Raw genomic sequence first — 12,326 nt, 5'->3', positions numbered from 1 at the left:
TAGCACACCGCCCAGCATTCAGCTTGCCATGCAGGTTTACAAAGCATTTCCTGCGCGCTTTTATTTCGTAGCATTGGTTACCCTCATCACAAAGTTATCAATCCAGGTGCAATTAGGCATGCTGCGCCTATTTTTAGTGCATTGCATGGGCGCAAAAAGCACTGTCTGCGCAGCAGGTTGCTCACCTAATCCTCAAACCTCCCATCGCCATTTTTATCTGCATCTTTGCCGATTTGGGATAGCCGCAGGGCACTGCAATCCGCAGAATGAGCTCACATTATTCATTAACAGGGACCCTCTTTATGCGTAAATCTATCCTTTTTTCTCTTGCACTCGTCTCCGCAAGTTTCGTCTCCACGCTTAGCCAGGCAGAAGAAAAGTCTGCCTGGACATTGTCCAGAAATGTGGCCTTTGTGTCGGACTACTACTCCCGCGGCATCTCTCAGTCATGGCACAAGCCTGCCGTGCAGGCCGGGATGGATCTTGCCCATGAGAGCGGCTTTTATGCAGGCGTTTGGGGGTCTAGTATCACGCCACAAACCTATGTCGACAGTACCACCGAGATTGATATTTACACGGGCTACAATGGTAGTTTCGCTGCAGTTGAAAAGCTCGCCTGGTCAGCTGGGCTGATTGGCTACCTCTATCCAGGCGGCAATTGGAACAAATGTAACTGTAAACGCAGCGACGGGGTTACCAGAGTGGGTAGCCAGCGCTTTGACACTTATGAAGCAAATGTTGCCCTCAGTTATGACTGGATTAGTGCAAAAGCCTCTGTCACGCTCACGGACTGGTTTGGCGCCAATAAGAGTACCGGTTTTGACAGTGATAGCCGTGGCTCCACTTACATCGAGTTAAATGCCAACTATCCGCTGCCGTTTTATGACCTGATTCTGGTGGGACACGTTGGGATGCTTGATGTAGCGGCCAAGGTAACACCACTCTCTTATGGTGACTACTCTGCTGGTAAAGGGAATCCAGACAACACTGACTACAAAATTGGATTGAGTAAAACGCTGGCAGTAGCGAATACGACTGGGCTGAACCTTGGCGTGTACTATGTGGGGGCGAATGACACTGGCTACTGGAGTCCCCAAGGTTACGGTGGCTCCAGTTTTAATGGCGGAAGCCGGTCCAAAGACCTGACAGATAATCGCTGGATAATCACGCTGAGTTCTACCTTCTGATCAACACCGCGTTTGATCCGTGGTCGCGCGTCAGTCTGATGCGACTGGCGCAGCCTGGAGCGCCACTCCAGGCCGTTAGCGACCACACACAGTCCTCTCTCATACTCCCGGTTGACCGGGAGTTTTTTTATGTAAGGCGCGTTAGATGCTGGCGCTGCCAAGCATCAGCCTGTCATGACAGACTGTCCGGTTGCGACTAAACGTTCAAAATCCTGCGTACGCTGCGGAACGGAGAAGTAATAGCCCTGGAACGTATTACATCCCAAACGGGTGAGAAGGTCGAGCTGCGCTTCGGTCTCCACCCCTTCGGCCAATACGTCGAGTTGCAGGCTGATCCCTAGTGAAATAATGGCATTGACGATACTTTGGTGATCCTGCCCCTGTAACATGTCGCGTACAAACGACTGGTCGATCTTGAGCTGATCAAACGGGAAGCGCTTGAGATAGGACAGTGAAGAATAGCCCGTGCCAAAATCATCCAGCGAAAAACTGACACCCGCCGCTTTGAGCGCGGTCATTTTGGCGATGATATCTTCCACATTGTCGATCAACATGCTTTCCGTCAACTCAAGTTGCAGTCGACCCGGGGCAATGTTGGCCTCGGTCAGCAACAGCTGCACCTCCGTGACAAATGCTGATTGCAGGTACTGCTTGGGACTGACATTCACGGCCAGCACCATTTGACTGAGTTGCGGATGAAATGCCCACTGCTGCAATAAGGCACAGGCCTGCTGTAAGACCCAGCGTCCCAGGGCGACAATTTGTCCGCTAGCCTCGGCGAGGGCAATAAACTCACCGGGCATGATCAGGCCACGTTCAGGATGTTGCCAGCGCAACAGTGCTTCTGCACCGACCATCTGATGCTGCTGGTTATATTGTGGCTGCAAATGCAAGACAAACTCCTGCTTTTGTATGGCCTCATGTACCTCCGCCTCCAGCGCCACGCGCTGACGGAGCTCGATTTCCATCTGCGCATCAAAAAACCGGTAGCCATTTCTGCCGGCCTCTTTGGCTTTATACATGGCCATATCGGCGCGTCTGAGCAGCTCATCTGTCTGACTCATGTCAGGATCAAACAAGACGACGCCGATGCTGGGGGTCGTGTAATGCTGGTAGTGATTGAGTTTGAACGGCTTTTTAAAGGCGCCTACGATTTTTTCACAAATTTTGCGCGCCTGCTTTTCCGCTTGGTCCGCCGCGGATGCCAAACTATCGAGCACGACCACAAACTCGTCGCCGCCCAGGCGGCTAACCGTATCCTGCCGCCGCACAGAGTGTTTAATGCGTTTGGCGACCTCAATCAGCAAGGCATCACCTACCGCATGGCCATGCGTATCGTTGAGTGTTTTGAAGTTATCAATATCGATAAACATCAAGGCACCACCGGTTTTTTTAAGTTGGGATTTACGGATATGGGCCGCCAGCCTGTCTTGCAGCAACAGCCGGTTGGGGAGGCCGGTCATGGTGTCGTAGTAGGCCAATTGGCGAATTTGCGCATCGGTGCGCTTGCGTTCGCTGATGTCTCTGAGTACAGCCACCCAATGCGTCACACGGCCACGCTTGTCATGCAGCGGCAAGGCATCCATTTCCAATGAAATGCCGTTACCTTGATGATCGACAGTCACCACTTCCGTTTTAATCGGTAATTGCTGCTGCCAGGCTTCCTTAATGCGTTGCAAATCGTTGGCAGGCGTACTGTTTTTAAACAGCTCAAACGGCGAAAGATGATTGTACTGGTCCACGGCCAAGCCGGTGATACGTGTAAACGCATCATTTAAAAAGACAATTTTTTGCTGTAACGGGGTGTGTACCGGCGCCTCAGTGATCATCACCATATCATTCAGCCGTGACACTCCGCTTTGTAACAGCTTCAATTGTTCATCGGCCTGCTCGCGCTCAATCGCCAACCCGAGAATATGGGCATAACTCTCGACCATGTCCAGCTCGGCTGTCTCTGGCAGGTGGCGTGACTGACGATACATCGCCAGCATGCCAAGCACCCGTTGGCTGCGTGAGAAGATGGGCAAGCTCCAGCAGGCACGCAAGCCATGTTTCAGCGCAAGGTCTGCATAGTCGGCCCATAGCGGATGCGTGCTGATGTCTTCGGCTATCACCCGGTTCTGGGTCAAACTGAGCATGCCATAACCTGCAACAGGCAGCTGACTCATCGCTTGTACGTAGCTGGCTGGCAAGCGGTGCGAGGCGGCATGATGCAGATGCCGCCCATCCTGATCCATTTGTAAAATCACACAATAGACCTCGGAAAAATGCGCCTCGATGAGCTGCACGGCCGCATGCAAAATCTCAGGTAACGGGATATCCGCCAGTAGCATCGCCTGTATTTTGTCTTGTCCCTGCTTGATCGCTTCAAGTTGTTTTTGTACCGTAATATCCTGTAACGAGCCTTGCACCTGAACAATCCGGCCGTGCTCATCGCGCAACGCCTGCCCCATTGCGCGCACCCAGAACCGGCGGCCATGCACGGTGACCTTTTCCAGCTCCAGATCATAGGGGGCTCCCTCCGACATGCATTTCTCAAGCGCGCTGGACATGATCGCCCGATAGGCTGGCACAAAAAGGCCCATGCCTTCCTCAAGGCTGGGAGAGTATCCAGGTGGCAATTCATGTAAGGCCGCCACTTCGTCAGACCAGCGCATGCGCTTTGTAGGCAGGTCTATGACCCAGCCACCGATTTTTGCCACATTGCCCGCCACTTTGAGCAAATACTCAGTCTGGCGCCGCTGATCTATTTCCTCTTGCAAGGCCCGCGTTCGCTCAGAGACCTGCCTGCGCATTTGCAGGTTCCACAACACGGTGACAGCCACCACCAGCACGAGTGTAAACACCCCGCGTATCAGCCAGTTCACATAGGGGCGTTCTATAGAAACATCATGGTGGTAGATAAAGCCTTGTAGTTGCGCATTGGCAGGAACCAGTCCCAGCGCGGCATAGGTCTGGGCAATCGACTGCCAGCGCTCTTCATTCATATGTCCCCAGGGCACCACCTCAGACAACACATAAGGCGCCATTAAACGCGCCTCCTGCAACAGAGACTGTTGATTGATATCGCGTTGCGCAACGCCAGGCATGCTGGCTATCGCATTGGCCATGGCCTCTTGATGATTGAACGCGTATTTCCAGCCTTTTTTGGTGGCGCGCAAAAAAGCCTCAACCCGTGCGGGATGTTGCAACAGCTCCTGTTCAGTCGTGAACAGTACATCGCCATAAAAATCTGCGCCATAGGCCTGGTTGCTAAGAATAGCGGGTGCATGGCCTCTTTGCTGTAATTGCATGGGCTCATCCATCGCATAGGCCATCATGGCGTCAACGCGCCCCTCAATCAAATCATCCAGATTTGAGCGATAAGGCAGAAGCGTCATTTGGTGAATATCCAGATGCTGCTTGAATAGCATGGCTTGAAATTGCAGACGGCCATGTTCACCCGAAAGCATAATGCGTTTGCCGATCAGATCTTGAGGCCGCTTGATTCCGCTGTTTTGCAAACTCAGTAACACATACGGGGAGTGCTGAAAAATGGCGGCCAGAGCGATTAGCGGCTGGCCAGACAAGCGTGAAATCAGAATTTCGGAATCGCCGATGGCGTAATCTGCTTGATCAGACAAGACCTGCTTTAAGGGATCGATGGACTGGTTACCCTCGATAATCTCGACCGCCAAGCCTTCATCACGGTAGTAACCCTGTTGCAAGGCAGCGTAATAACCGGCGAATTGAAACTGGTGATGCCATTTGAGTTGTAAGCGGATAGGCTCAGTCGGGGGTGCCGCATAGGCGAATACTGACCAAACCATGGCCAGCAGCGAGGTGCAGACTAAAACAATCCATCGGCGTGTCATGCGGATCCAGACAACATGAAAGATATCCTGACTGGATGCAAGGTGTTCTGTCAGGCCCAACTGTATTTATACGGCAGTGATATGCAAACAGATTGCAGAAATAAACACAGAATCCATGAGGTATCCGGAGAATTGATCTCATTAATGCTCCGGGTGTGAGTTAACAAGCCGGTTTAGCCCGACATGCAGGCATTGCCTGTGATCTCAGTTGCTCGTGTAAAATAGCGGCAAATCAACGCCAGCACGGCTTGTTGCACTGAATTTAAGGGGAAGATGGTTGAAACTCGCTACTTGGAATGTTAACTCGCTGACCGTGCGTTTGCCGCATGTGCTGGACTGGCTCAGTGCGAATCAACCGGATGTACTGTGCTTGCAGGAAACCAAACAGGAAGATAGCAAGTTTCCGTATGCGGCGCTCAAAGAGGCTGGCTACAATGCCGTGCATAACGGCCAGAAAACCTATAATGGCGTGGCGATCCTAAGCCCGCATGCAATAGAGGCTGTTCACCTGGACTTGCCAGACTATGCTGACACGCAAAAACGCATAATTGCGGCCACCATACAAGGCATTCGGGTGATTTGTGCCTATGTCGTCAATGGCCAGGCAGTAGACTCAGAAAAATACCATTACAAGCTGGCATGGCTTAATGGACTGCAAAGCTGGCTTCAAGCAGAACTGAGTCAACATGAAAAACTGGTAGTTCTTGGCGATTACAATATTGCACCAGATGACCGTGACTGCCACGACCCGCAGGCCTGGCTGGGCCAGGTGCTGGTAAGTCCGGCTGAGCGGGCCGCCTTTCAGCAATTGCTGGCCTTAGGCTTGCATGATAGCTTCAGGTTGTTTAATGATCAGGCAGGCGAGTTTAGCTGGTGGGATTACCGCATGGCCGCCTTCCGCCGTAATATGGGCATGCGAATTGATCACATTCTCGTCAGCAACGCCCTCAAACCACACTGCGAAAGCTGCGTGATAGATAAAACACCACGCAAGCTGGAACGCCCCAGCGACCATACGCCTGTGGTGCTGACCCTGGCCAACGCAATCCCTTAAACCTTTGGCATCACAAACTTGATGCCCTGCAACACCTCCAGAATGCGTGACTTAAGCCGTTTGTTCATGTCGTCTTCCATCGCCTGCAGTTGCATCGCCACCAAGGCAGCGACCTTTTCTTGCATGCTGGCAGCATTGACCGACAAGTCGTCCTGCATGCCCTGCTTGAAGGCCTCCAGTTGTTGTGCAGACAGTTCGTTAAACACTTGCTGCAACGATTGCTTATAGTCTGCAGCCAGGGTCGCCGCAGCCAGCTCATGGCTGGCGGACAAACGAGACTTGGCTTGTTCCTGTAATTGCTGCAAATGCGTCTCCAACGTTGATTCCAGTTGGCTACGCAATGCCAATACTCTGCTTTCGAGTTCGGTTTGCTGTTGCGCCAACAAACTGGCGAGCCGTTCATCCAGCCATTGCTGGCTATTGGCCTCCAACCGCTCAAGCAGTGTTTGTTGGGTAGCGGCAAATGTGGCCTGCTGCGACGCATTCAGCTGGACCAGCTTATCTTCGACCGCCTGCAACTGTTGCTCGGACTGACTTTCCAGCGCCTCGGTAAACGCTTGTTCACGTTGTTGCATCTGAGCGAGCTGCCCCTCTGTCAGCGCGCTCAGGCGCGCCTCCAGACCCTCCACCTGTTGCTTGCTGACATTGCCCATCGCTTCACGAAAAGCTTGCTCAATCGACTGTATGCTTTCGCCGATTTGGGTTTGCGCCTGTGATAACACGGTCTGTTGCAACGCGTTGGCATACTGGGTCAGCCCTTGCTGGTGCTGCGCGAGCGACTCACTGGACTGCTCGGCCAACTGCGTCGTGATGAGTTGCGTGATCTCAGGCAATAAAGCCTGTTTGAGCTGTGCCACCAGTTCGTTCATGTCTGGCATCACCACCTCGGCCACTGGCGCCGCAGATTTTTGAACAACTTTGGTTAACACCGGAATTTCTGAAGTTTCCACACACCCTCCCCGTTATGCTTGTGACTGCATGGACTTGATATGCTGAATCTCATAGCCCCGATCACGGTAAAACGCCCAGCGCTGGCGACCAGCCGCTTTTTCAGTTTCGTCTTGCCCAATGATTTCGAACACATGCCGAAAACGGCTAAAAAACTTGGGCAATGCTGTTTGGCAGTTAAACAATAAATCATCCTGCCGGATCTGCTCAGGCGCCCAGGCAATCTGCACAGGCGTCAGCGCTGCATGGTCGGCATCGGCGAGCACATGCGGTAAAAAGCCTTCAACCGGCTGCTGCCAAAGCTGAGTACTCAACTGCTCAGCCTGCTGACGATCTGACAAATAGACGGTGACACTGCGCTGCCTGGAAAACGCCTGCGATATTAAATGTTGCATCAATGCAGGCGTATCAGGCACATCCGTATAAAAACGAATTTTGGTCATGCCTTTTATTGTGCGGCTTGCGCCAACAGATAACTCATGAGCAAAGGCACTGGCCGGCCAGTGCCGCCTTTTTCCTTGCCTGATTTCCAGGCAGTGCCTGCGATATCCAGATGTGCCCAGTCATACTTTTTGGTATAGCGCGACAGGAAGCAGGCGGCTGTAATACTGCCCGCGGCGCGCCCGCCAATATTTGCCATGTCGGCAAAATTGCTGTCCAGTTGCGCTTGATAGTCATCCCACAAGGGCATTTGCCAGGCACGGTCACCGGCTTGCTCACCCGCCTCCAGCAACGCTTTGGCCAGCTGGTCATTATTGGCAAACAAGCCACTGACATGATGGCCGAGTGCAATCACGCAGGCACCGGTCAAGGTTGCAATATCAATCACCGCGGCAGGCTCAAAGCGCTCGGCATAGGTCAAGGCATCACACAGAATCAAACGGCCTTCGGCGTCGGTATTCAATACTTCTATTGTTTGGCCAGACATACTGGTCAAAATATCGCCAGGTTTGGTCGCGCGGCCGCTTGGCATATTCTCACAGGTCGGGATCAAGCCAACCACGTTGAGTGGCAGCTTCAACTCACCCAAGGCCTTGAACACGCCAAACACGGATGCCGCGCCGCACATGTCATACTTCATCTCATCCATCTCAGCGCCTGGCTTGAGTGAAATACCGCCAGTATCAAACGTAATGCCCTTACCCACCAGCACCACCGGTTTTTGCGATTTTTTACCGTGCAAATGCTGCATGACAATAAAGCGCGGCGGCTCTTCGCTGCCACGGGTCACGCCTAAAAATGAGCCCATATTCAGTTTTTCAATCGCAGCCTGATCCAGCACTTCGACCTTGAAGCCATATTCCTTGGCTAACTTTTCAGCCTGCTTGCCCAAATAGCTGGGCGTACAGATATTTGGTGGCAAATTGCCCAGATCCTTGGCCAACGCCACGCCCTGGCCAACGCTCTGCCCTTGTTTCAGCCCCAGCTCGGCCTCGGCTTGTGCGGATTTTTCAAGCAACACGCTGACGGATTGCAGCGGATGCGGCTCCACCGATTTCTCTTTGACCGCATTCACTTTGTAAGTGGCATCGAGCGCCACCTCGGCCAAAGCTGCCGTTTTTTGCTGCACACTGACTTTTTTCAACGCAAGCGCGGCAAAGTCGGTGGCGAGGTGATCTACGCCTGCTGGCAACGCTTTAATCGCGGCGCGGAAACTGGCACGCAATCCTTTGAGATTCAGCTCATCGGCTTTACCCAAGCCGACCAGCAGCACTCTGGGCGCCGCGACGCCTGCCAACTGGCGCAACATCAGAGTGGTACCAGCCTTACCTTCCATATCGCCAGACTTGACGGCCGCCGAGATGGCTTTCTCAGTGGCGCCATCCAGCAGCTTGGCTAAATCGCTGAGTTTACGGCCTTCAAAAATGCCCACCAGCAAGCAATCTGTACGCAATTTTTCCGGGGAAGTGCTTTTTATGCTAAATTCCATCTTTATCCTTTTTGGTTCCATGCAACTAGCTTAAGTGATGGTTGTATTATCTAGTGTTTTATGCTGATTTCAAAGCGGTGCATTTAAATTGAAAATTTTCAAACGTGCATTGTCTGCAGAGCTGATGTCTTCTGCCTCTGCCATCTTCCTGATTATCCTCGGCATCGTTGTCGCTCAGCGCGCGGGCAATATCGTACGCCAGGTCTCCAGAGGCATTTTACCTAACGATGCCATTGGCACCATCCTGACCTTTAGCCTGGTGCAATTCATGCCCATGATGATGTCGCTAGCCGTTTTTCTGGCCGTGCTATTGACGCTGACACGCTGGCACCGCGACTCGGAAATGGTGATCTGGATGTCCGCAGGGCTGAGTTTAAGACAATGGGTCTTGCCTATCATGCGGTTTCTGGCGCCGATTGTGCTCATCATCAGTCTGTTCAGCCTGATAATTATGCCTTGGGCCAGTGGCAAGGCTGACAGCTACCGCGAGCAGCTCAAAAAACGGGATGAACTGTCATCGATCAGCCCCGGGACCTTTAAGGAGTCGAGCGCGGGCGATCGCATTTACTTTATTGAGAGCTTTGACAAGCTTGGCTACGAAGTCAAAAACGTGTTCGTCCAATCCAAACAAAACGGCAAAATTGGCATTATTACTGCGAATCGTGGCAGCCGCTACAAAGCCAGTAACGGTGATAATTTTTTACGGCTGGAACATGGCCGGCGTTATGAAACCACGCCCAACAGTCTGGAGGTCATGACCACCGAGTTTGAGCGCTATGATATCCGGGTCGAAGCCAAAGAAACTGCGCCCGCCACCACCACCGCGCAGATTAAGTCCACGCAATCGCTGCTGAGCGATGCCAGCGCCGCAGACCATGCCGAGCTGCACTGGCGCATGGCGATTCCGATCTCAACCATCGTCATGGTCCTGCTTGCCATCCCGCTCAGTTTTGTCGATCCACGCGCAGGCCGCTCGCTCAACATCATGTTTGCGATCCTGATCTTTATCATCTACAACAACCTGCTCAGCATTTTTCAGGCCTGGATTACGCAAGGCAAAATCTCGGTACTGGTGGGATTGTGGCCCGTGCATCTGAGTTTTATCCTGCTCGGCTGGTATCTTTACCACCGACGCAAACATCTGAAACCGTTGATGCCGGGCTGGCTCAAACGCACTCCAAAAATCGCTAAGCCATGACCCTGACCCGTTTAAACCGTTATTTCTGGCAAGAGATCAGCTTCAGCATCATGCTGGTGCTGTTGGGCCTGCTTGCCATGTTTTCCTTCTTTGACCTGCTACAGGAGCTGGACAGCCTGGGGCGAGGTCACTATGGCATCAACAGCATGCTCACCTATGTCGCCCTGAGTATCCCTGGCCATATATACGAGGTGGCACCAGTCGCCGTATTGCTGGGCATCGTCTATACCTTGGGCGCGATGGCTGGGAACTCGGAGCTGATTGTCATGCGCACCAGCGGCATTTCATTGCAATCCATTGCCATGATTCTGCTTAAAATCGGCCTAGTGTTTGCATTAGTGACCTTTCTGATTGGCGAGATCATTGCACCCATCAGTGAAAAACTGGCGCAACGCATCCGTATTCAAGCCACTGATTCCGTCGTCGCGCAGGACTTTCAATCCGGCCTCTGGATTAAAGACGGCAGCAGTTTTGTCAATGTCAGCTCGGTCATGCCAGACACCAGCCTGGTCGATATCCGCATTTATGATTTTGATCCCCAGTTCAAGTTAAAGCACATCAGCCATGCCGAGAAAGGCTACTTTCAGGATGACCACTGGGTGCTGTCTAACGTCACCCAGACCAATATCAATCACAGCAAACAGATTCAGGATAACTCGATCACTTCACAGTTTTTCAAGCAGACGCGCTGGGAGTCACTGATCCGGCCAGAACTGTTGAATGTGCTGCTGGTATTGCCAGAAAAAATGTCGGCCTGGAACCTGTATAGCTTCATTCAATACTTGCATCAAAATGGACAACGCAGTACCCGCTATCAGGTCGCACTGTGGGCTAAGCTGGTCTATCCACTGGCCTGTTTGGTGATGGTGGTACTGGCCTTACCGTTTGGCTTTTTGCAACAGCGTGCCGGTGGTATCAGCGCCAAAATCTTTGCCGGTATTTTTCTGGGCGTGGTCTACCAGATCATGAACCGCGTGTTCGTGCATTTGGGTGTGCTCAATGACTGGCCACCGCTGGTGAGTGCCATCAGCCCGACGCTACTGTTTTTGCTGGTCGGCCTGGGCATGCTTTACTACGTAGAGCGGCGTTAAAACCAGCCTGACTCGTGCTTATGTGATGCTGATTATCCGCGTGCCAAGCAGCCGGTCATGCAAAAACTGCTGCTCGCGATCCAGTACTGCCCACCACAATGTCAGCCCAGCCGGGAGCAACAACAGTGTTGCCACCCCATAGCGCAGCAAAGCCAGGCGCCAGTCCAGCAAACGGCCCTCGGCATCTACCACTTTCAGCTTCCAGGTCTGGCTGGCCAGCGTTTGGCCGGTCACCACCCAACAGCGCACAAAGTAAGCGCCTATCGACAGCCACAACAGCATCTGCAAACCTAAACGCCGCCAGCCATGACTGGCATCCCCCACCACCAGCACATAAGCGGCGGTCAGTGCCAAGGCCAAGGCTAGCATCAACAAGGCTTCATAAATCACGGTCAGATATCGTTTAATTAAATATTTCATTGCGCGTCTGCCCACTTTCGCCGGATAACAAAAACCCCGCACATGCGGGGCCTATCTCACACAGGATAAACGGGGGATCCTGACTTATTTCTGATCCCAGCTATCTTCCCACATGCAGTGCTTGATTTTGTGACGGTTAGCAATCAGCTCATCAATGCTAGGCTCGTCGTTCAACGCGCGTTTCAAGGCCAGCTTGATCGCTTCGTAGTTGTTTTTGTACAGATCGGCTTTGTCCAGATTGGCTTCTTTGGCACAGCCCGGATCAATCCACAGCAAGGCAATAATGCACAGATCATTGACCAGCTCTTTAGGAACAATGCCTTCGATCACTGCATCGGTAATGCCATCAGCCACACCAGCTTGCACCACACCACCGAACAATTCGATATTCAAGGAATCTTTCAAGGTGACTTTTGGCACCATCATGGTCGCTGGACGCACCATCTGGTTGATGTCACGCACGGCAAACATGGCTGTGTGGCCTTTGGTTTGCGCCATCATGTTCGCGAAAGCCGTACCCACTGGGCCGTCCACGGCACCGATCACGATTTCTGGCATCGCGGCGGTCACGTCCTTGCCTTCGGAAAACACGGTAGCTTCACCCGCTTTAAATACGATTTTTGACATGAGAATTCCTTTGTATG

Annotated in this window: 10 protein-coding genes; 4 read left to right on the top strand and 6 right to left on the bottom strand. The window is 52.6% G+C overall.

What is annotated here, in order from left to right:
- Nucleotides 1–302 precede the first annotated feature (302 nt).
- The gene (locus tag Q9292_RS04565) at nt 303–1,187 is read left to right on the top strand and encodes a TorF family putative porin (protein ID WP_313985304.1); all 885 of its coding nucleotides are present in this window, start codon (nt 303–305) and stop codon (nt 1,185–1,187) included.
- Between the two features lie 164 nt (nt 1,188–1,351).
- Here Q9292_RS04565 and Q9292_RS04560 read toward each other — a convergent pair whose 3' ends face one another.
- Entirely contained in the window at nt 1,352–5,041 is a 3,690-nt protein-coding gene (locus tag Q9292_RS04560) for an EAL domain-containing protein (RefSeq protein WP_313985301.1), read from the bottom strand.
- Nucleotides 5,042–5,318: 277 nt separating this feature from the next.
- Between Q9292_RS04560 and xth the strand changes: the two genes are divergently transcribed.
- Complete coding sequence (xth, locus tag Q9292_RS04555) at nt 5,319–6,095, top strand: exodeoxyribonuclease III (RefSeq protein ID WP_313985299.1); 777 nt, start codon at nt 5,319–5,321, stop codon at nt 6,093–6,095.
- Here the strand turns inward: xth and Q9292_RS04550 are convergent.
- From Q9292_RS04550 to Q9292_RS04540, 3 genes are read right to left on the bottom strand one after another with little or no spacing between them, the layout of a single operon-like run.
- Nucleotides 6,092–7,045: a hypothetical protein gene (locus Q9292_RS04550; protein WP_313985297.1), complete on the bottom strand. Its 954-nt coding sequence runs from the start codon at nt 7,043–7,045 to the stop codon at nt 6,092–6,094. The genes xth and Q9292_RS04550 overlap by 4 nt on opposite strands.
- A 12-nt stretch (nt 7,046–7,057) precedes the next feature.
- Nucleotides 7,058–7,486, bottom strand: a complete 429-nt coding sequence (locus tag Q9292_RS04545) for a DNA polymerase III subunit chi (RefSeq protein ID WP_194748806.1) — start codon at nt 7,484–7,486, stop codon at nt 7,058–7,060.
- A gap of 5 nt (nt 7,487–7,491) precedes the next feature.
- The gene (locus Q9292_RS04540) at nt 7,492–8,973 is read right to left on the bottom strand and encodes a leucyl aminopeptidase (RefSeq protein WP_194748807.1); all 1,482 of its coding nucleotides are present in this window, start codon (nt 8,971–8,973) and stop codon (nt 7,492–7,494) included.
- 88 nt (nt 8,974–9,061) lie between these two features.
- On the opposite strand from Q9292_RS04540, the gene lptF reads away from it, so the two are divergent.
- The gene (lptF, locus tag Q9292_RS04535) at nt 9,062–10,171 is read left to right on the top strand and encodes an LPS export ABC transporter permease LptF (RefSeq protein ID WP_194748808.1); all 1,110 of its coding nucleotides are present in this window, start codon (nt 9,062–9,064) and stop codon (nt 10,169–10,171) included.
- On the top strand, nt 10,168–11,262 hold the full coding sequence (gene lptG / locus Q9292_RS04530) for an LPS export ABC transporter permease LptG (protein WP_194748809.1): 1,095 nt from the start codon (nt 10,168–10,170) through the stop codon (nt 11,260–11,262). Before lptF ends, lptG begins: the two co-directional genes overlap by 4 nt.
- An 18-nt stretch (nt 11,263–11,280) precedes the next feature.
- Here lptG and Q9292_RS04525 read toward each other — a convergent pair whose 3' ends face one another.
- Together Q9292_RS04525 and fae are read right to left on the bottom strand one after the other, a co-directional pair.
- On the bottom strand, nt 11,281–11,682 hold the full coding sequence (locus tag Q9292_RS04525) for an RDD family protein (RefSeq protein ID WP_313985288.1): 402 nt from the start codon (nt 11,680–11,682) through the stop codon (nt 11,281–11,283).
- 84 nt (nt 11,683–11,766) lie between these two features.
- A complete protein-coding gene (gene fae, locus Q9292_RS04520) occupies nt 11,767–12,309 on the bottom strand; it encodes a formaldehyde-activating enzyme (RefSeq protein WP_313985285.1) in 543 nt (180 codons plus the stop codon).
- Nucleotides 12,310–12,326 lie beyond the last annotated feature (17 nt).

This window comes from Methylophilus sp. VKM B-3414 (genome assembly GCF_032248435.1).
GTDB lineage: Bacteria > Pseudomonadota > Gammaproteobacteria > Burkholderiales > Methylophilaceae > Methylophilus > Methylophilus glucosoxydans.
Note: the sequence above shows the minus strand (reverse complement) of the source record. Positions and strands in the feature narration are given on the sequence as shown.

Excerpts from the sequence above, each read along its gene's own strand:
- Q9292_RS04565 (WP_313985304.1), top strand. The coding sequence starts at position 303 with ATGCGTAAATCTATCCTTTTTTCTCTTGCACTCGTCTCCGCAAGTTTC.
- Q9292_RS04560 (WP_313985301.1), bottom strand. The coding sequence starts at position 5,041 with ATGACACGCCGATGGATTGTTTTAGTCTGCACCTCGCTGCTGGCCATG.
- Q9292_RS04545 (WP_194748806.1), bottom strand. The coding sequence starts at position 7,486 with ATGACCAAAATTCGTTTTTATACGGATGTGCCTGATACGCCTGCATTG.
- Q9292_RS04540 (WP_194748807.1), bottom strand. The coding sequence starts at position 8,973 with ATGGAATTTAGCATAAAAAGCACTTCCCCGGAAAAATTGCGTACAGAT.
- lptG (WP_194748809.1), top strand. The coding sequence starts at position 10,168 with ATGACCCTGACCCGTTTAAACCGTTATTTCTGGCAAGAGATCAGCTTC.
- Q9292_RS04525 (WP_313985288.1), bottom strand. The coding sequence starts at position 11,682 with ATGAAATATTTAATTAAACGATATCTGACCGTGATTTATGAAGCCTTG.
- fae (WP_313985285.1), bottom strand. The coding sequence starts at position 12,309 with ATGTCAAAAATCGTATTTAAAGCGGGTGAAGCTACCGTGTTTTCCGAA.